We start from the raw sequence: 20635 nt of genomic DNA on the forward strand, positions 1-20635 counted from the left end.
ATGAAAAAGTTTTTCAGCCTGCTCGCGACCCTGCTGGTGCTGGCCCTGGCGCTGTGGATCGGCCGCACGTTGTGGGAGCACTACATGAACACGCCGTGGACCCGCGATGGCCGCGTGCGCGCCGACATCATCAACGTCGCCGCCGACGTCACCGGGGAAGTGGTTGAAGTGCCGGTGCGCGACAATCAATTGGTGAAGAAGGGCGATCTGCTGATGCGCATCGACCCCGAGCACTACCGCATCGCGGTCAAGCAGGCGCAGTCACTGGTGGCTTCGCGCAAGTCGACCTGGGAAATGCGCAAGGTCAACGCCCACCGCCGCGCCGACCTCGACAATCTGGTGATCTCCAAGGAGAACCGCGACGACGCCAGCAACATCGCTGATGCCGCGCTGGCCGATTACCAACACGCCCAGGCGCAATTGGAAGCCGCCGAACTCAACCTCAAACGCACCGAAGTGCGTGCGGCGGTGGACGGCTACGTGACCAACCTCAATGTGCATCGCGGCGACTACGCGCGCATCGGCGAGGCGAAAATGGCCGTGGTCGACATGAACTCGTTCTGGGTTTACGGCTTCTTCGAGGAGACCAAATTGCCCCACGTCAAAGTGGGTGACAAAGCCGATCTGCAGCTTATGAGCGGCGAAGTGCTCAAGGGCCATGTCGAGAGCATTTCCCGCGGCATCTACGACCGCGACAACCCGGAGAGCCGCGAGCTGATCGCCGATGTGAACCCGACGTTCAACTGGGTGCGGTTGGCTCAGCGGGTGCCGGTCCGAATCCACATTGATGAGGTGCCGGAGGGCGTTTTGCTGGCGGCGGGAATTACTTGCACGGTGGTGGTGAATCAGGCTGCTGCGGATATCTGAAAGACCGGGTCGCCTCCTTCGCGAGCAGGCTCGCTCCCACACTGGATCTGCAGTACACCGAAGATCCACTGTGGGAGCGAGTCTGCTCGCGATCCGGGTTATCGGTAGAACGTTTTGACCACCCGCAGTCCGGATTCGATGGTCTCATCGACTGTTAACCGTTTGTCTTCAATGAGAGTGATGATCCGCTGATCATTGGCAATATTTGCGCCAGGTTTTTTCAACTCAGCGGCGCGATTGATCACGATGTAGATCAATACATGGTCTCGGTTCCTGATGAATGGCAGGTCCATGGCATCGCCGATCCACCGAGTCATGTAGGCCTGACGTTCGGCGGACGTCAGGCCCTTGAAGGTATCCGGATAGTCTTGATAGATCTGGGCGGAGTAGCGGGCGACGTCCTCTGCTCGTTCTTCTGCGGCCAATGCCGCCTTGCTGGCGACCTGAGGGACGAGGTCGTTGTAGCGTTTGTCAGCCTCGGCAACCTGGCTCGGGCTCATCCGGGTTTTGAGTGTGGTGCCGATGGCGGCGTCCTCAGTACCGATGAGGAATTTGCTCCACGCGTACGCTTCGGGCAGGTTGTCCTGTTTTTCGTACTGACTGATCAGTTCCTTCTGGGCATCCGGATAACCGTGTTGCGATGAGCGCAGCAGCCAGCGCATGGCAAGTTTGGCGTCTTTTTTCGCCCCGAGAGTGCCGGAACTGTACATATCGTACATGCCGTACTCCGCACACCAGTCATTTTGCTTTGCCGCGTAGGCCGTGTAGTTGAAAACCTGGTTTTTGTTTTTGCTCAGGTCGCCGGACTGCATCACCATTGTGGACAGGTAGCAAAACGCTCTAGGGTGGTTCGGCGCCGCCATGACCAGGCAAGTTTGGGCGACATCCCGCGATCCGTCCTCGAACATCAGCAAGCCTGTGCCAAACAGAATGTCGCTGTCCATCAGTGGATTGCAGTATTCATTTGCGGTGACGGCGGGCAAGAGCGCTTGCGCGGTCAATTTCGGCAGGGTGTCGTTGAGGGGCACTTCTTGAGTGGAACAGCCCGCCAGCCATGTGAGCAATGCCAAAGGAAATACGTTGAGAAGTTTCAAAAGTTGGTCCTGATCTGAAGTGAAGCGTACGCAGGGCGTCGTCAGGCAGGCAAACAAAGCAGCGACGTTTCCGTAGAGAAAGGCCGGGGGAGGGGGATATCAGTATTCAGCAGTTCCCTTGCTTCGATGCGTGCACCAGCGATTCCATGCGTTATACGGTTCACTTGGAGCATTGCATGCTTCAAGTGCGGCGCATTCTACGTTGATCGGCTGATTTGGCAATTTCACTGAAGTGAATCAGAGCTTCCCACGCAAGCCGAACCGCTTCATCAACGTCGATTCCAGCAAACCCTTGGGCAACAACGCCGCCAACAACGGCAACGCCCGGCTGCCATTACCAATGCGAACTAGCCGTGGCGGTTTGCTCTGCTGCACAGCCTTGAGCAACTCGGCGGCAAACTCATTGGCCGGTGTCGGCTTGTCCTGCGATGCCTTGGCCCGTGCGCGAATGCCTTCACGCAGGGGAAACCACGGCGATTGCTCATTGATCAACTGTTCCGCTTCGTGCCCGGCATTCTTCGCGAAGCTCGATTCGATGGCGCCGGGCTGAACTTCCATCACGCGTATGCCGAACGGCGCCAGTTCCATGCGCAGCGCATCACTCAGCGCATGCACCGCCGCTTTCGAAGCGCAGTAAGCACCGGCAAACGGTGTGACCAAAACTCCTGAAACACTGCCGATATTCACCACCAGCCCCCTGGCCCGGCGCAGCACCGGGAACAGCGCGCGGGTGACACCGACAATCGAAAACACATTGGTTTCGAACTGGCGCTGCATGGCCGCGACACCGCCGTCGAGCAGCGGCCCCATCGCGCCATAACCGGCGTTGTTGATCAACACATCGAGGCCGCCGTGTTGCTGGTTCAGGCGCTCGGCGAGTTGCTCCAGCGCGGCGCCATCGTTGACGTCCAGCTGAATCGCGGTGAAACCGGCAGCGCTGAGCGCAGCGACGTCTTCAGCCTTGCGCGCACTGGCCCACACTTCGTAGCCGGCTGCTTTGAACGCATCGGCGAGGGCGCGGCCGATGCCGCTGGAACAACCGGTAATCAACGCAACGGGCATGGCGCATTCCTTGTGCAAAAAAGTCGGGGGAGGGGATCAGTCAGAGAAACTACCCTGCAAATGCTCGGCGCGAAACTCCAGGGTTTGCGGGCGATAGCCGGGGCGCAGTGGCGGCAGCGGCAGGCAGTCTTCCCAGGTGGCGCCGGCCTGCAGTTCGCCGGGGCCGCGATAGCGTGGGGCGGTGTATTGATTGTCGGCCAGATTGACCGTATCGCCCGGCGCATAGGCAGCGATGCGCCAGCGCAGCTCGGTCAGCGGCACATCGTTGCCGTTGTTCATTTTCAATTGCAGCGGACGGTCGGCCGGGCATTGTTCGGGAGCATAAGCGATGCGCAATTCCAGGCGCGCCAGCTGTTTGACCTCGCGGTTGTCCAGCCACACCACCCACATGGCTACGAAGCCGAGGCCGATGGCAGCGGCCACCGACACCGGCAAGGCCTTGGCCGGGTAGCGCAGCAGCAGGATCAGCCAGGTGATGACCAGCAGGATGCCGATGAACATGTCGGATAACCTCGCAGAGACAGAGAGGCATCCTACCTAAGCGTAGGTGAGGTTGGCGATGGGCATCGGGACTTGAGCCGTCAGACCGGCGTCTTCGCGAGCAGGCTCGCTCCCACACTTGAAACGCATTCCCCTGTGGGAGCGAGCCTGCTCGCGAAGAGGCCATTTCTGCCACGCTGAATCAGGACAAAAAAAGCCCCCGCCCAGCCCGCTGCGGATAGGGAACGCAACGGGCTGGACGAGGGCTTCTCGTTTTAGTGATCGATTACTGCGCGATGGTCTTCACCGACACGCCGCGTTCGATCGGGGTGGAGCGGCCGTAGATATCTTCGAAACGCTCGATATCGTCTTCACCCAAGTACGAACCCGACTGCACTTCGATGATTTCCAGCGGGATCTTGCCCGGGTTGCGCAGGCGATGCACCGAGGCGATCGGGATGTAGGTCGACTGGTTTTCGGTGAGCAGGAACACGTTCTCGTCGCAGGTCACTTCGGCGGTGCCGCTGACCACGATCCAGTGTTCGGCGCGGTGGTGGTGCATCTGCAGCGACAGGCACGCGCCCGGCTTGACCGAGATGTGCTTGACCTGGAAACGCCCGCCCATGTCCACCGAGTCGTACGAGCCCCACGGACGATAGACTTCGCAGTGGTTCTGGGTTTCGCTGCGGCCCTGGGCATTGAGGGTGTTGACCATCTGCTTGACGCCCTGGACCTTGTCCTTGTGGGCAATCATCATCGCGTCCTTGGTTTCGACCACGACGATGTTTTCCAGACCGATCACCGAAACCAGTTTGCCGTTGCCGTGGATCATGCAGTTCTTGCTGTCCTGGATGACCACGTCGCCTTTGCTGACGTTGCCGTTGGCGTCTTTCTCGTTGACTTCCCAAAGCGACGACCAGCAACCGACATCGCTCCAGCCGGCGCTCAGCGGCACCACGCAGGCGCGCTGGGTTTTTTCCATCACCGAGTAGTCGATGGAGTTGTCCGGGCAGCAGGCGAAAGTGGCTTCGTCCAGGGTGACAGTGTCGGCGTCCTGCTGGCTGCGCTCGAGGGTCAGCAGGCAGGTGTCGTAGATGTCCGGATCGTGCTTTTTCAGCTCTTCGAGGAAGCGGCTGGCGCGGAACAGGAACATGCCGCTGTTCCAGTAGTAGCCGCCGGATTCGACGTACTCGGTGGCGCGCTTCACATCCGGTTTTTCGACGAAGTGCGAGACGCGGCTGACGCCTTCTGGCAGCAGCGAATCAGCGGTGGATTTGATGTAGCCGTAGCCGGTTTCCGGTTTGGTCGCCGGTACGCCGAACAGGACCATCTCGCCGTTCTCGGCTGCGACAGTCGCCAGGGCCAGCGCGCGTTGCAGGGCTTTCTGATCTTCCAGCACGTGGTCGGCCGGCAGCACCAGCATCAGTTCGTCACGGCCTTCATTGACCAGCATCATCGCGGTCAGCGCCACGGCCGGCGAAGTGTTGCGGCCGAACGGCTCCATCAGGATGCGCTGGCATTCCAGATTGCGTGCGGCCAGTTGCTCGTTGACGATGAAACGGTGTTCCTTGTTGCAGACCACGATCGGCGTGTCCATGCCTTCGAACACCAGGCGCTCGAGGGTTTGCTGGAACAGTGTGTGTTCGCCGGTCAGGGCGAGGAATTGCTTGGGGAATTGCTTGCGCGAAAGAGGCCACAGACGCGAACCGCTACCACCTGACAAGATCACCGGAATCATAATGTTTACTCCATAAAATCAATTTGGTTAGAGCCCTGTGGGAGCGAGCCTGCTCGCGATGGCGATGGCTCGGTCGACATTGATGTTGCATGTCAGACCGTATTCGCGAGCAGGCTCGCTCCCACAAGGGGTACTGCGTCAGTTCACAAAAGGATTAGCGAGTCGACACCGGGCGTTTCACCCAGACTGGCGACAGGTTGCTGCCGTTGCCGGTGACGTACAGCACCGCTGCTTCACCGCGCTCCAGGGCGACCGGTTTCACGTCGCCGACTTTCTTGTCGCCTTCGTACAGTGCCAGGCTGACTTTCACCGGGTTGATTTCACGTTCGCCACGGCCCTTGGCAGCGACGTTCGGCACCACTTCGGTCTTGCCGTCGGCGGTTTTCAGGGTCAGCGGTTTGTCGCTGAGGTTCTGCACGCGCACCAGGGATTTCTGCTTGTTCTTGAACGGTGGCTCTTCGATCAGTTGTGGCGCGCCGGAAGCGTTGTTGACCAGGGTGTAGTAGTGGTCACCGGCGAGTTTCACCGGCAGGGTCTGGCTGCCGACTTTGGCGCTGTAGTCGCCGCCTGGCATGAAGCTGAAGTCGCTGCTGGCCAGTGGCGCGATATCGCTCAGGTTGGTGCTGCCGACAGTCGCGCTGACTTCAGCGTTGCTGGCGTTGTAGACGCGCACGAAGGTCGAGCCTTTCGGTGCGGTCGGGCCGTACAGCGCGGCGTCGCCGCCGGCAAAGGCTGGGACGGAAAGTACGCTGAGGCCAGCAACCAGTGCGAAGCTTTTAGCGAGACGACGAGGAGTAGTAGTGAAAGTCATGGTGTACCTCTCTTTCAGTTTTGCGCCCGATCGGGCGTCTCGGATTTAGTGTTGATGGCTACGTTTTGTTGGCGGGCGCCGGCTTGTTTGAGCTCTGCGACCCACTGCGGGTCGGCGTCGCCGATTTCGTTGTTCACAGGCAGATATCGTTCAGGAAACTCCCAGATCAGCACTTGTGGCGGGCTGTTCTTGAAGTCATCGCTTTTCAGGTAGCTGAGCATCGGCAGAATCGGGCCATGGCCGTCTTCGGCGTAGTTGACGACGTCGCTGTGCAGCGCTTGTTTGAGCGCACCGACGAAGTTCCAGTTGGGGTTGGCGCTGTAGCTGGTGCCGATCAGCGCGACCGGTACTTCGCTGTTGGCGAACAGGGCGTCGTCACCGGCAGGCTGCTCGGCGGCAACGGTGTTGCGTTTGAGCAGTGGCTCAGGCGCCGGCATCATGTTTTCGAACAGCGGATCGAGCGGCAGGAACAGACGCAGATCGCCCTTGTGCGTGATCTTCTCTGCTGGCGTGGTGACGAAGCGCTGTGGCTCGCCGCTCAGCGGGAATTTCTCGGCAATGGTTTTCGCCAGCGTGTTGGCGGCGATCTCGGCGCCTTCCGGCGTCCAGTGGGTGTCGGTGCGCAGGAACACTTGCTGACCATTCTGCTTGGCCTGTTGCAGCGGGCCGAGCAGGTCAGGGGCGAGGATCTTGTCGGCCGCGACACGGGCGTGGAAATCCTGATACAGGTTCTGGTGAATGCTCGAAGGCTTCACTTCATCCAGATGCTCCGGATACAGACGCACCTTGGCCGGCACGATCGCCATCACCAGTTTCACGCCTTTCTCTTTCAGGGTCTGGCGCACGCCTTCGACCAGCGCGTAGTTGCCTTGCAGGTTCTGCTGTTCGTTGACGATCGGGTTGAATTCCTCATCGCTGTACAACCACTGGTCGCGGCCGAGCACAACGCCCGGACGACCTTCGTTGAACAGTTTGAAATCCAGCGCGGCCCAGAGGTTGGTGCCCAGACGCTTGATCGGGAATTCATCGTCGTAGTGGGTTTCCACCGCCTTGGTCCAGCGGCCATTGAGCACCGTCGCGTCGGCGTTGGTGCTGAAGCCGAAGAAGCTGCGAATCGACCACAGACCGAGGACCAACAGCGTCACCAGGAACAGGGCGATGTAGAAGATGCGTAATGAGCGGGTCATGTCAGATCCCTCAGAACTGGAAGTAAAGGAACGGCGAGAAGCTTTGCGCCGAGAGTTTGAGAATCGAGGCGATGAACAGCAGCAGGATCAGCCCGCGCATCACGTAGCGCGACCAGTCGGCGGTCCAGTAGGCCGGTTGCACCTGGGCCTCGACGCCGACGGTGTAGCCAGGTTCGTGGATGCTCGCCGGATTTTCCCCAGGCGCTGCCTTGATCATTCCCGGCGTCGCGGTCGCAGGGCCATCGGCCTCGACGTTGACTTCCGGTTTGGTCTTGGCTGGCGGCTGATTGGTGTACAGATCACGCAGGCCGAAGAACGCCAGGGTCACGTAAGCCACCACCAGAGTTGCCACTTGCAGGCCGGTCAGGCTGGCCTGATTGAGTTCCGACAGCGACCAGTCGCCGAAGCTGAACATCGCGCCGTACATGCGCCCGGCAACGTGCAGGTTCTCGGCACGGAAGATCACCCAGCCCATCACCACCAGCAGGAAGGTCAGTGCCCAGCGGATCGGGTTGAGGCTGCGCGGCGAAGTGTTCAGGCCGAGCATTTTCTCGATCGCCAGCCACATGCCGTGCCAGGCGCCCCAGATGATGTAAGTGATGTTCGCGCCGTGCCACAGACCACCCAGAAGCATGGTCAGGAACAGGTTGCGATAGGTCATCAGCGTGCCTTTACGGTTACCGCCGAGGGTGATGTACAGGTAGTCACGCAGCCAGGTGGAGAGGCTGATGTGCCAGCGGCGCCAGAACTCGGTGATCGACTGGCTGATGTACGGCTGCTTGAAGTTTTCCATGAAGCGGAAACCCATCATCAAGCCCAGGCCGATGGCCATGTCGCTGTAGCCGGAGAAGTCGAAATACAGCTGCGCGGTATACGCCAGCGCACCGAGCCAGGCATCACCCGTGGTCGGGTTCTGCAAGGCGAAGCAATGGTCGGCAACCACGGCGAGGGTGTCGGCGATGAAGACCTTTTTGATGAAACCCTGCATGAAGCGCGTGCAGCCCTCGGAGAACTTGTCGAGGGTGTGCGTGCGGTTGTTGAACTGATCGGCGAGGTCACGGAAACGCAGAACCGGGCCGGCAATCAGGTGCGGGAAGATCGCCACGAATGCTGCGAAGTCGATCAGGTTGCGCGTGGCCGGAGTGTCGCCACGGTACACATCGATGATGTAGCTGATCGATTCGAAGATGTAGAACGAAATACCGATCGGCAGCAGCACGTGGGTGAGGATGAACGGCTCGAGACCGAACGAAGTCATGATCTCGTTGATGCTGTCGACACCGAAGTTGGCGTACTTGAAGTAGCCGAGGATGCACAGGTCGACGGCCACGCCGAGCAGCAGCCAGCGCTGCGCCGGTTTGGTTCGCACGCCGGCAGCACCGACCTTGAGGCCGATCCAGTAGTTCCACAGCGTGACCGCTGCGAACAGCGCGAGGAAGTCCACCCGCCACCAGGCGTAGAACACGTAGCTGGCGATCAGCAGCAGCAGGTTGCGATAGCGTTGCCCGCTCAGGTAGTACAAGCCGAGAAAGATCGGCAAGAACAGAAACAGGAACACGTTGGATGAAAATACCATCCCGATCTCTCCATGTTTGAACCAACAGTCAAGGGCCAAAGCCCCCCCAAACCCCCCACGTAAAACCGGAGGGTCAACTCAAAAATCTCAAACCTGACACCGGCACCCGTGGGAGCGAGCCTGCTCGCGAAAGCGTCGTGTCAGTCGACATCACATTCTGAATGTCAGACCGCATTCGCGAGCAGGCTCGCTCCCACAGGTTTTGCGTCTGGCCTTACGAACCCTTGTTGCCCTTTTCATGCGACGGGTCGTAGACCTTGGTCAGGTCGCCGCCAAGACGGAAGGTCTTGAACGGTTGCATGTCGCGTTTCTTCTCGATCACATCCGGCGCACAGGTGTAGAGCGTGCAGAACGGTTCGAGCCAGGCGAATTTCATGTCCTCTTTCAGGTCGGTCATGTCCTGCTTTTTGCCGTTCTTTTCCTCGAACTCGTCAGGGTCCTTGACGCCGGCCAACACCCGATCACCCAGACGCTTGAGCGCGCCGTTGTTTTCCTGACGCAGATCGACACCGTTGACCTGGGCGAAACTGGCGATCATCGCCAGCGGCGGCAGGGCGTAGTTGTGATAGGCGAGGGCGCGTTGCTGGCGCTTGAGTTCGTTGGGCAGGAAGCCGTCGGCATCGACTTGATTGACGCCGACCTTGTATTCCTTCACCGCCCAGTCGAACAGGTCGCGGCGGTTGGTGGCGACAGCGGTGGCCATCACCGACCAGGCGGCCCAGTACGAGTGGTTGTTGGTTTTTTCCAGCGGCAGGTTGTCCCAGTCGCTGACCACCTGATCGGCCATTTTGCTGAACCAGGCTTCGATCAACTGCGCTTCCTGCTGGTGCTGGGCCAGCGGATGCGAGTCGGAGAACTTCAGGCGAATGTACGAAGACGCCATGCTGCCCAGTGCCCATTTGCGCATCGACTTGCCGGTGTGGTTGAAGTCTTTGGACATCAACGCGTCAGCCTTGGCCCACGCGGTCAGCCAGTTGAGCGTGCATTCGAGCTGCTCCGGGCGACCGTCGCGCATGAACTGCATGACGCGCTTGGCGGTGCCGCGCTCCAGCGCAGTGATGTCTTTGGTGGTGTCGCGAAAGGCTTTTTCGGACTGCACGTTCAGCGTCGCGCGGGCCTTGTCCGAACCTTCGTACTTGCTGCGAAATTGCAGCGGACCGGTGTACGGCGCCGGCATCGCGTCGCAGCCGTCGCTCTTGTCGCCGGTCTTGAATTTATCCACCGGGGCGAAGTAGCCCTGCGGTGGACGCAATGGCGCGGCAGCCTGAGTTGCCCCGGCGAACATCGCCAGGCTCAGGAGGGTCGGTGCCAACAGATTTTTCAGTTTCGGATTTCGCATAGCAGACCTCATTGCCCGAGCTGCGCGGTCTGTTGACCGACGCCCGGGAATACGTTGCGTTTGCAGATTTTCGCTTCGACTTTTTGTGGCGCGGCGTCAGGTCCGGCTTCAGGACCCTGGACTTCGACTGCCAGCAGATTTTGCGAGGCCCAGTCTTCGTCCGTGCGCAGCTCAAAGGCGAAACGACCGTCGGTGTCGGAGGTTTCCGGTTTCTCGATCTTGATGTCCTCGTGGCGACCGTTCATGTACCAGAGGGTGGCTTGCAGGGTTTTCACCGAGGTGTCGGCGAAGCGGATGTCGACCTGATGGTTGGCGTTCTGCAGGTTCAGGTTCTTGCTGTTGACCAGCAGTTCTTGCTTGCTGCCCGGCTTCAGCGTGGCACTGGCGGACATCTGTGCGTCTTTGCCTTCGCAACCGTTATCCAGCAGCGCCATCATCTGGCGATAGATGGTTTCCTGGTCGAGGCGATACAGCGGCGAGAATTCCCAGATGAGAATCTTCGGCGGGGTCTTCTGGAATTCTTCGCTGCCCAGGTACTGCAGCATCGAACCTTCGAAACCGCCGCCGGGGAAGGCCACGTTGAGGATGTCGGCGCCGATGGCTTCTTCAAGGAAACCGGCGAAGTTGTAGTTCTTGCCGCTGTGCGACGTACCGACCAGGGTGATCTGCGGATTGCCGGAATCGCCGAACAGGTCGCCGTCGCCTGCCTCGCCTTTCGGCTCGGTGGTGAACTGGTCCATGTACTGGATCGCGTAGCTGGTGCCGCACAGTTGCCCGGCCATGTTGTGCAGGGTGCCGGTCTTGCCCATGCGTCCGGAGCGCTTGGTCTCGAATTCACGCTTGGGAATGTCGGCGAAGGCCGGGATCTGCTTGACCTTTTCGGCGACGATTTTTGCCGTGCGCTGAGCACCGTAAGGTGTCCAGTGCTGGTCGCCACGGAAGTAGAAATCGTGGGCGGGCAGGGTGTCCGGCAGCGATTCGTTGGTCAGTGGCGACAGGTCCGGCACCACGTAGCCCATCTTGGCGAAACGGCCGAGCATGGTCTTGTAGTTGCCCAGCGCTTTCTCGTAATCGAACGCGGCTTTTTCCTGCGGGTTGAGCTTGTTGCGGTTCACCAGGCCACGGGTCGGCTGGTAGACGATCACCAGCTCGACGCCTTTGCTCTTGAACGCATCGTGCAGTTGTTGCAGGCGCTTGTAGCCGGCCGGCGTGGTGTTGAACTCGGTACGCAGGTCTTCCTGGGTACGGAACAGCCAGTCGCCCTGGGCCTGTACCAGGGTGGTGAAGTTCTGCTGATAACGCGTGGTGTAGTTCTTCGCGTCATGGGCCGCCGGGCACAGGTTGCAGCACGGCTCGGCGGTGAACTTCGGTGGCGTGACGCTTGCGCCGTCCACGTCGGCGCGGGCGTTGCCGGCAGCGAGAATGCCGAGGGTCAGGGCCGAGAGGCTGAGCAGTTTGATCATATGTGGGTGCATAAAAATTATCCTCAGTCCTGCATTTCGGTCTGGCGTTCGACAGGGTCGATCAGCACGGCTTTCTGCTGGCGCACCAGCAGGTCGAGAATTTCATCCTGGCGCTCGCCGAGGATGCCGTTGAAGCTGATGCCGCTGGACTTGGTCGGCGCCAGCATCGACACGCGATACAGCTCGACACTCAGCGGCGAGTCGATCGACAGCGGGCCGCTGCCATTGGCCGCCAGCTCGCCGCCGACGACGATCAGCGAGACCTGCGCGTCGAACGGGTCGAGCTTGATGTCACGGTCGGTGTCGGTCAGGTCCTTGATGTGGCCGTAGATACCGGTCAGGCCGTTGGTCATGGCAACGTTTTCGTAGAGGCGGATGTTCACGCTGTTACGAATACGAATGCCGTGACGGGTATTGCTGATGACCTTGTTGCCCCACAGCAGGTTGTCGGCGGACTCGTAGAGCGTGATGCCGTCGGTGTGGTTCTTGTAGATCTCGTTGTAGGCAATGATGTTGTTGACGCTGTTACGGTCGATCACCAGGCCCGACAACTTGTTGTCGAAACTCTTGTTGTTGAAGATGAAGCTGTCGTTGACCTCACGGGAAATAATGATCCCGTGCTTCTTCTTCGTGCCGTGAACGGTGTTCTCGGCAATGATCAGACGGTGCGAGCGGTCATGCGGGTCGATGCCGTAGACGATGTTGTCTTTGTAGGTGTTGCCCTTGACCACAAAGTCGCTGGTTTCGTAGCAGTAGAAGCCGTACCACATGTCCGAGAACTCGGAGCCGACGATCCAGCCGGTCGGTTCCGGGCGCTTGAGGACTTTGGCCATGTTCGGCGTGTACTGGGAAATACTCACCCCGTACGACTTACTGTTGGCGTAACCGAAACTGGCCATCTTGCTGTTGACGATGTAGGTCTCGGTGCCGCCCCAGGCGAGCAGGAACGGACGGAATTCCTTCGGCGAACGGAATGTCGCCGGGCCGTTGTCCTTCTCGCGCCAGCCGGTGACTTTGGTGTCACGCACGAACAGTTTGCCGTCGTTGACCAGGAACGAACCGGCCTCTTGGGACAGGCGCAGTTCCTGGGTCTGACCGTCGATTTCGAGGATGCCTTTCTCGCCGACCACGATCGGCAATTTGGCCAGATACACGCCCGGGGACGTCTCGCTGAAATACTGCTTGGGCAGTTTTTTCGCCAGGTCCTTGAGGTTCATGTAGCCGTCGTCGATGAAGATCGCCTGCGGGATGCCGTGCTGACGCACCACCCATTCGGCCATCTTGTTATCGCCGCCGATGAAGTCCTTCAGGGCGTTTTCCTGCATCATCCGGCGCACGCTGATCTTGCCCGGTTTGCTGCGCACGATTTTCGCGGCGGCGGCTTCGGCGGTGAAGCCGGACAGGTCGGGCAGTGTCGGCTTGGCCAGTTTCAGCGCGTCGGTCGGCGCGCTGCTGACGGTATAGGTCTTGGCCTGTTGCAGTTCCTTGGCCACGGTCGCAGGTTTGGCCGGTTCAACATTGGCGAAGGCGCTGGCGCTGGCCAGCAGCATCGCGCCGGCCAGCAGGCTGAGTGAGCCTGTTCTGGTGCTGATCATGTCGGGCACTCCCTTGGCGGTTTGCATCAGAAGCGCCAGATCACGTCGATGAATGCGCGGTGCATGTAGGAATCAACCTGGCTGCCGTAGGCATCGCCCGGTTTGAACACACCGCCACGGAAACGCACCAGTGCCGAAGGCTCGTCGATCGACTGGCTCAACGCCGCCGGCAACAGGCCTTGCTTGAAGTACTTGGTGACGACCAGGTCCATTTCCTGACCCAGGTCCTTGTTGCCATCTTCAAGCGGCAGCGAGGTGCTGGAGAGGATCGCGCCGGTGACATCGTCGGTGTTGTTTTCCACCGCATTGATGCCGTTGCTGCCGACCGGCTTGTTGCCGTCGACACGCCAGAACTTGTGGTAGATCAGGCTGGCGTCGTACTCGTCGTTGACCATCCACGAACCGAACAGGGTGGCGGTTTGCATGTTGTTCATTTCGCCACGGAACGCTTCGCCGAAACGGTGCACGCGCGAGCGGGTACCGGTGTAGTTGGAGCGGTTGCTCTCCAGACCGTTCTGTTCGTAATCGGCACTGGCGCGGGCGTAGGCACCGCCGACTTGCCACTGCGGATCGAGGCGCAGACGCACGCCGACATCGGCTGCCCAGCCGCTGATGTCATCGCTGCGCTTGGCTTGTGTCGGGCGCGTGCCGTCGGCGTTCAGCGCGTTGACCGTGTCGCGGTCGCCGCTCATGCCGGTGATGCTGCCCCAGTAGTTGACGGTGTTGGTGTTGCGCCAGTTGTAGGCGTCGCTGTCAGCGGTCAGGCCGATCCAGCTGATGTCGCCGTTCTCGGTCTTGTCCAGCGAGTCGCGCGGGACGCCCGGCTCGGCGTAATCGAGTTTGCCGTCGTCGTGGGTGTGGTGACCGCGAATGCCGACCCACTGCCCCGGCGTCCACTGGTAAGCAGCGTCGGCGTAGGCGTGCAGGCGATCCTTGTCTTTCGGTGCCAGCTCTTTCAAGTCGGTGCGGTATTCGCTGAAACGCTCGGCGACACCGGCATTGGCGCGCAGCAGTGTGGTATCGAAGGTCCAGTTCAGCGCTTCGATGTTGGTGTCGCGCCATTGGCCGTCGTCATTGCGCAGACGCTGACGACCGAACTTGAGAATCTCGCCAGGGTAGGGCGTGAAGCCGCTGTAACCGACCCAGAACTCGCGCATCGCCAAGTAGTTTTTCTTGGTTTCGCGATCGCCGCTGTCGGTGGTCTGTGCGCCGTCGGACTGCTGCAGGGTGTCGGTCTCGATGATGTCGGTCGAGGTCACGGCCTGACCCATCGCATAAGCGCTCCACGCGCCGCTTTCGCCGTAGATCCACGGACGCAGGTCGAGGCCCACGCCATTGACGTCGCCGCCGCCGGCAGTGCCGAGGTCACGGTCGTCTTCGGACTGGCCGGTGAGTTTCACTTCCAGACCGAAGTTCTTGCTTTCAGTCATCGCAGCCAGTGTCGGGCAAGACCAGATCAGCGCGAAGGTGAGGCCAATACCGGCCTTCACGAATGGGTTCAGCTTCATAGTTTTTCCTCGCCGTCTTCTTCTTGCAGGGCGTGCAGTTGCAGCGTGTTCGAGTTCAGGGCGCCACGGCTGGCCTGTTCCTGTTGCAACAGGCGGCGGGCTTCGGGCAGGCGCTCGGGCGGCAATTGCGCCTCGAGGGTCGCTGCCAGTTCATCGGCTTGCGGGGTGTTCTGCGCCTTGGCCAGTTGGCTGAACACGTAGGCGTTCAGCGGGTCGGGCTTGGTGCCCTTGCCTTGCGAGAACAACTGGGCGATGGCGAAGTCGGCACTGTTCTGGCCGTTGCGCGCAGCGGTCAGCAGGTGGTCGAGAGCCTTCTGCGGATAGACCTTGCCCAGGTAGCCACGACGGTAGATCTGGCCGAGGTAGTAATCGGCAGCGACTTCGCGGCCGACGGCTTTCTGGAAATGTTCCTCGGCGACTTTCGCGTCAGCCGGGACCATTTTGCCTTCGTAGTAGACCTTGCCCAGCAGCAGTTCGGCGCGCGGCTGGTCGGCGGCGCGGCCGTTGTCCAGGTACTTCATCATCTGGTCGACGTCGCCCAGTTCGGGGAAGTCGTAAAGCAATTGCGCGAGGGTGACCCACGACGCCGGGTAGCCCGGAGCGATCGGCTCGAGCAGCGCCTGCGCGGTTTTTTCGTCGGTCTTGCCCAGGGTCGAATCGGCCAGCACGCGGGCTACGGAGTCGACACGCTGCGCGGTGACGGTGCCACGGCTGTAACCAGCCTGCATCTGCTTGATCAGCTCGGCCTGTTGATCCGGCTGGCCACGTTTCTGGTAAACGGTGGCGAGTTCGACGTAGCAGATGTCGGTGGTGTTGAGCGCGGCCTTGCAGATTTTTTCCACGTCATCCAAGTGCTGGTCGTAGGTGCCTTGGGTGCGATACAGCAGCACCTGCGCCAGACCCGCTTCCGGGTAGCCCGACTTGCGCCACTGATCGATCTGCTGCTGCGCGTTGATGTTGGGGAAGCTGTGCGGGTATTGCAGATACAGCATCGCCAGCGGGATCAACGTGTTGCCTTCGCCATTGGCGGCGGCTTTTTTCAGCAGGGTTTCGGCTTCGTGGTGCTCGGCTTCGGTGGAGCCCGGCTTGGCCACCAGCAGACGACCGAGACGTGCCTGGGCACGCGGCGATACGCTGGCCGCTGCACGGTAAGTCGCCTCGGCCTGTTTCATCTGCGCCGGGTCGCGGCTGTCGACCTGGATATCAGCCAGGCCGACTTGCGCCTCGCTGTAGCCCAGATCGGCCAGTTGCTGGTAATTCTGCGCAGCGGTGGCGGTGTCGCCACGCTTGAGCGCTTCGTTGGCCAGACGCTGGTCGGGCAGCCCGGCGCAACCGGCCATAGAAACTGCTAGTGCCAGCGAGCACACCATCAATCCCATGTGGGAGCGAGCCTGCTCGCGAAGCAGTCGACTCGGTACTTCAGACAAACCGCGCTGGCCCTTTCGCGAGCAGGCTCGCTCCCACAGGGTCGGCGGTGTGTTCAAGTTATGCGTAGTCACAGGCATGTCCTCGACTTAAAGACCGGCAGCCATGGCTTTGTCGATCAGCCAGTTCAGGTTCGGGCCACGGTCGCTGTTCACTTCCACCGGGCGGCCGGCCAGGCTGCTGTCGAGCGGCTCGTCAGGCTGGATCTGTACGCGAATGTCGGAGGACAGGTCGGCGCTCTTCAGGCTGGTGCTGCTGACGATCTTGCCGGTGCGGGTCTTGTCTTCGCCGGCGATCTGGAAGCTCACCGGAGTCCCTGGACGCACGTCACCGAACTGGCGATAGGAGAAGCGTGCTTCAACGTTGGCCTGGGTGTTGCGCGGCACCAGTTGGAAGATTACGTCGCCCTTGCTCGCGTACTGACCGTCAGCCACCAGTTGCTGGGCCACGGTGCAATCGCACGGCGAGGTCAGAGTGCCGGTCATTTGCTTGCCGAACAGTTCTTCAACCTTGGCCGGGGCCAGTTGGTCTTCGGCCAGATGGCCCTTGAGCACGTCGAGCATGCTGGTGCTGAAGGTCGCCAGCGGTGCGCCTTTGGCGGCCACGCCGTCGGACTTGACCAGGCTCTGCACGGTGCCGTCACGCGGCATGGTGATGTTCATCCCCGGCACGCTGACCAGACCGGCCTGGGCGTGGCTGACGAAGTACATGCCATACACCGACTTGAAGATGAAACCGGCAGCGACCAGGCCAACAGCGAAAATACCGGCGCTGAAGGTCACGGCTTTCAGGCGGCCGAACGGGGTCATGCCGGTGTCGTTGGTCTTGTTCTTGCGCGCCTTGGTGAAGTTGTCGCGCTGCAGGGTCGCCAGCACTTCGCCGATGCTGACGATGTCGCCGGCCAGGTGCGAAGTGATCAGGTGGCGCAGGGTGGAAATGTCCTGCGGCTCGAGGTTCTGGAACTGGCAGCCGGCGCGGCCGGTGGCGCGATCGAAAGAACGCACCTGCAGTTCAACGTCCATGGCCAGGCCGAGGTTGTCGATGACGAATTGCAGACGCGCCTTGTACACCTCGCCGATGGTCAGCGGCATCTGCCCGGCGTTGAACGCCAGACCGCCAGCCGACAGATCGAGGACCCGCGCTTCGAGCGGAGTCCGGTCAGGGCCGAAGAAACGCAGCTTGGCCGGGATTTTCACGCGAGCGTGCTGGCGCTGGGCTTCGGATTCATGCACTACGTTGACGTTGACGGCGGTATTCATAGGGGCGATTTCCTTGTTAATTCAATAGGAGCGGGTCAGACCATCATCAGCAGCACGGCGACAAAAATGCTGCCGGCGGAGAAGGTCATGGTCCGAGACGACCAGGTGTTGAACCAACGTTGAAAGCTGGCGAGATCACGGGTCAGGGATGTGGGCTGGCGAGTCCAGGATTGTTGGTCGAGGCGGAAGAACACGTAGATCTTCACCAGGGCGCCAACGATCTGGTTGTAATACAGAATCGCCGGGTAAGCAGGGCCGATGCGGTGGCCGGAACACGACAGCAACAGCGTCAGGATCAGGCGGGTGATGCCGATCCACAGCAGGTACACCAGGATGAACGCGGTGCCGTACTTGAAGCTGGCGATCAGTGCGACGGTCAGGCCGAGCAGCGAAGTCCACATCGACACGCGCTGGTCGAACAGCACTACCGAAGTGAATACGCCGAGGCGACGGATACCCAGACCCAGTGCACGGGAGTTCTGGCGCAGGTTGTTGCCGTACCAGCGGAACATCAGCTTGCGGCTGGCCTTGATGAAGCTCTTTTCCGGCGGATGTTCAACGGTGTTGATCGCGGCATCCGGCACGTAGAAGGTGTCGTAACCCAGGCGCATCAGGCTGAACCAGCTCGACTTGTCGTCGCCTGTCAGGAACTTGAAGCGGCCCAGACGCCAGTGTTGCAGCGAGTCGCTTTCAACGTCGGCGATGAACTCCGGATTGGTCACCACGGAGGCTTTGAAAACCGACATCCGACCGGTCATGGTCAGTACGCGCTTGGACAGGGCCATCGAGCACATGTTGATGTGGCGCTGGGCGAAACGCAGCTTGTGCCATTCGCTCATGATGTAGCCGCCGCGCACTTCGCAGAACTCGTTGGTGGTCAGGCCGCCGACATTGCCGAACAACTGGAACCACGGCACGGTCTTGCGCACGACGCCTTCGCCGAGCACGGTGTCGCCGTCGATCACGGCCACCACGGCACGGTCGTCCGGCAGGTGACGGGAGATCGCGCGGAAACCGAAGGCCAGACCATCGCGCTTGCCGGTACCGGGAATGCGCACGAAGTCGAGCTTGACCCGCTCCGGCGGATTCATCCGCGCCCACAGCGCCTTGACCAGCAACTCGTCGGACATTTCCACGATCGAGCAGACAATGGTGGTCGGTAGTTCGCAGTCGATGGCTTCGCGGATCACCGAGCTGTAGACCTGCGCGGTGGTCAGCGCGTCAATACGAAAGCTGGTGACCATCAGAAACACATGCGACGGGTCCGCCGCTTTACCCAGCTTGCGTACTTTGCGACGCAGATGCGGGTAAACGATGTAGAGAAAAATCATGCCGCGCACAAAGTGCGTTGCACCCATCGAGTAGCGCCAGATACCCACGGCGCCAATCAGGAAAATGAAGTCCTTCGACTCGGAGTCGAATGTGGACGTGGGCAGCATCAAGGCCAGGCCCATCAACAAACTTAGGTAAAACAGCCAACCGGCGGCCTGAAGTAGGCCGTGTCTTAGCCTGTGCATAATCTGCATCCGTCTCTATCTCGGGCTGGGCCCGATGGGGTTAAGGCAGGCTCATCAATGGCCCACTGTAGGAGCTGCCGAAGGCTGCGATCTTTTGATCTTCTGGGTGTTCACTCACGACTCAAGTGAGCCCGGTAAAGATCGCAGCCTCGTTTCACTCGTCAGCTCCTACCACGGGTTCACACAGTCAGTGCGCGGCGACGCGGTGTGCGGCGCCGGGCAATGTCTGCTTACCAGCAGATCCCTTCGGTGCGGCTACCGGCGCTGGTGGCCTTGGACATGAAGCCCACCAGGTCGATGACTTGCTTGCCCTGCGGCGCTTCCTGGGCCAGCGAACGGAATTTCTCGTCGCGGTTGCCGAGGATGATCACGTCGGAGTTGTCGATCACCGAATCGAAGTCGGAGTTGAGCAGGGACGACACGTGCGGAATCTTCGATTCGATGTAGTCCTTGTTCGCACCGTGGACACGGGCGTATTCGACGTTGCTGTCGTAGATGCTCAGGTCGTAACCCTTGCCGATCAGCATCTCCGCCAGTTCGACCAGCGGGCTTTCGCGCAGGTCGTCGGTGCCGGCCTTGAAGCTCAGACCGAGCAGGGCGACTTTGCGTTTTTCATGGCTTTCAACGATGTCGAAGGCGTTCTGCACTTGCGATTCGTTACTGCGCATCAGCGAGTTGAGCAGCGGTGCTTCGACGTCCAGGGAACCGGCGCGGTAGGTCAACGCACGTACGTCTTTCGGCAGGCACGAACCGCCGAAGGCGAAGCCCGGGCGCATGTAGTACTGGGACAGGTTCAGGGTCTTGTCCTGGCAGACAACTTCCATCACTTCACGACCATCGACGCCGACCGCTTTGGCGATGTTGCCGATCTCGTTGGCGAAGGTCACTTTGGTCGCGTGCCAGACGTTGCAGGTGTACTTGATCATCTCGGCAACGGCGATGTCCTTGCGGATGATCGGTGCGTCGAGTTCTTCGTACAGCGATTGCAGAACGTCGCCCGACGCGGTATCGAACTCGCCGATAACGGTCATCGGTGGCTGATCGTAGTCAGCGATGGCGGTGGATTCGCGCAGGAATTCCGGGTTGACCGCAACGCCGAAATCGACGCCGGCTTTCTTGCCCGAGCAGTCTTCCAGAATCGGGATGACCACGTTGGCCACGGTGCCTGGCAACACGGTGCTGCGCACCACGATGGTGTGGCGGGTGGTTTTTTCACGCAGGACAAAACCGATCTCGCGGCACACGGCCTCGATGTAGTTCAGTTCCAGGTCGCCGTTCTTCTTGCTTGGCGTGCCGACGCAGATCATCGACAGGTCGGTATCACGAATCGCCTCGGCGAAGTTGGTCGTGCCGCGCAGACGACCGGTCTGGATACCCTGCTGCAGCAGTTCGCCCAGGCCTGGTTCTACAATCGGCGATTTGCCGGCGTTAATCATGTCGATCTTGTCTTTGGCAACATCGACGCCAACTACGTCATGGCCCCGTGCAGACAGGCAACCGGCACATACTGCGCCAACGTAACCCAAACCAAATATGCTGATGCGCATCGCAATTACCTCTGTATATATCAGGCCTTAGAAGGCCGGAGTTAATGGTGTTCAGCGGTCACTAGTGCACTCGGAAGTGCGGCTTACAGGCGCCACAATGCCGTGTGCAGGCATACAAAGTTCCGAGTGTCTAATAAGTGCACTCAAGATGTGCGCAACTAGGCCTT

General features: G+C 60.5%; 16 protein-coding genes. 1 reads left to right on the forward strand and 15 read right to left on the reverse strand.

Annotated features, from left to right (window positions below):
* Window positions 1-867: an HlyD family secretion protein gene (locus tag PS14A_RS03960; protein WP_212615363.1), complete on the forward strand. Its 867-nt coding sequence runs from the start codon at window positions 1-3 to the stop codon at window positions 865-867.
* Between the two features lie 98 nt (window positions 868-965).
* On the opposite strand, the gene PS14A_RS03965 is transcribed toward PS14A_RS03960, so the two are convergent.
* From PS14A_RS03965 to PS14A_RS04035, 15 genes are all read right to left on the reverse strand, one after another.
* Complete coding sequence (locus tag PS14A_RS03965; protein ID WP_212615364.1) at window positions 966-1961, reverse strand: sel1 repeat family protein; 996 nt, start codon at window positions 1959-1961, stop codon at window positions 966-968.
* A gap of 237 nt (window positions 1962-2198) precedes the next feature.
* Complete coding sequence (locus tag PS14A_RS03970; protein WP_212615365.1) at window positions 2199-3023, reverse strand: SDR family oxidoreductase; 825 nt, start codon at window positions 3021-3023, stop codon at window positions 2199-2201.
* A 36-nt stretch (window positions 3024-3059) separates the two neighbouring features.
* A complete protein-coding gene (locus PS14A_RS03975) occupies window positions 3060-3524 on the reverse strand; it encodes a multidrug transporter (RefSeq protein ID WP_130910246.1) in 465 nt (154 codons plus the stop codon).
* 265 nt (window positions 3525-3789) lie between these two features.
* A complete protein-coding gene (locus PS14A_RS03980) occupies window positions 3790-5241 on the reverse strand; it encodes a mannose-1-phosphate guanylyltransferase/mannose-6-phosphate isomerase (RefSeq protein ID WP_186568165.1) in 1452 nt (483 codons plus the stop codon).
* A 154-nt stretch (window positions 5242-5395) separates the two neighbouring features.
* Complete coding sequence (locus tag PS14A_RS03985) at window positions 5396-6052, reverse strand: alginate O-acetyltransferase AlgF (RefSeq protein WP_016771605.1); 657 nt, start codon at window positions 6050-6052, stop codon at window positions 5396-5398.
* A gap of 14 nt (window positions 6053-6066) precedes the next feature.
* Window positions 6067-7239, reverse strand: coding sequence for an alginate O-acetyltransferase (locus PS14A_RS03990; protein WP_137215451.1), 1173 nt, complete (start codon window positions 7237-7239; stop codon window positions 6067-6069).
* 10 nt (window positions 7240-7249) lie between these two features.
* Complete coding sequence (locus PS14A_RS03995) at window positions 7250-8815, reverse strand: MBOAT family protein (RefSeq protein WP_024011674.1); 1566 nt, start codon at window positions 8813-8815, stop codon at window positions 7250-7252.
* A gap of 214 nt (window positions 8816-9029) precedes the next feature.
* Complete coding sequence (locus PS14A_RS04000) at window positions 9030-10154, reverse strand: mannuronate-specific alginate lyase (protein ID WP_212615366.1); 1125 nt, start codon at window positions 10152-10154, stop codon at window positions 9030-9032.
* 8 nt (window positions 10155-10162) lie between these two features.
* Window positions 10163-11629 carry an alginate O-acetyltransferase gene (locus PS14A_RS04005; RefSeq protein WP_212615367.1) on the reverse strand — a complete coding sequence of 489 codons (1467 nt, stop codon included), beginning with the start codon at window positions 11627-11629 and terminating at the stop codon, window positions 10163-10165.
* An 11-nt stretch (window positions 11630-11640) separates the two neighbouring features.
* Window positions 11641-13212 (reverse strand): mannuronan 5-epimerase AlgG, encoded by a 1572-nt coding sequence (gene algG / locus PS14A_RS04010; RefSeq protein WP_212615368.1) that lies wholly within the window; start codon window positions 13210-13212, stop codon window positions 11641-11643.
* A 26-nt stretch (window positions 13213-13238) separates the two neighbouring features.
* Window positions 13239-14720, reverse strand: coding sequence for an alginate export family protein (locus tag PS14A_RS04015; protein ID WP_212615369.1), 1482 nt, complete (start codon window positions 14718-14720; stop codon window positions 13239-13241).
* Window positions 14717-16225 (reverse strand): alginate biosynthesis TPR repeat lipoprotein AlgK, encoded by a 1509-nt coding sequence (algK, locus tag PS14A_RS04020; RefSeq protein ID WP_212615370.1) that lies wholly within the window; start codon window positions 16223-16225, stop codon window positions 14717-14719. Before algK ends, PS14A_RS04015 begins: the two co-directional genes overlap by 4 nt.
* Window positions 16226-16234: 9 nt before the next feature.
* Window positions 16235-17404, reverse strand: coding sequence for an alginate biosynthesis protein Alg44 (locus tag PS14A_RS04025; protein ID WP_024011680.1), 1170 nt, complete (start codon window positions 17402-17404; stop codon window positions 16235-16237).
* 35 nt (window positions 17405-17439) lie between these two features.
* Entirely contained in the window at window positions 17440-18924 is a 1485-nt protein-coding gene (gene alg8, locus PS14A_RS04030; RefSeq protein WP_178083766.1) for a mannuronan synthase, read from the reverse strand.
* Window positions 18925-19151: 227 nt separating this feature from the next.
* Window positions 19152-20468: a UDP-glucose/GDP-mannose dehydrogenase family protein gene (locus PS14A_RS04035; RefSeq protein WP_016771595.1), complete on the reverse strand. Its 1317-nt coding sequence runs from the start codon at window positions 20466-20468 to the stop codon at window positions 19152-19154.
* Window positions 20469-20635 lie beyond the last annotated feature (167 nt).

This window comes from Pseudomonas sp. 14A (genome assembly GCF_018132745.1).
Taxonomy (GTDB): domain Bacteria; phylum Pseudomonadota; class Gammaproteobacteria; order Pseudomonadales; family Pseudomonadaceae; genus Aquipseudomonas; species Aquipseudomonas mercuritolerans.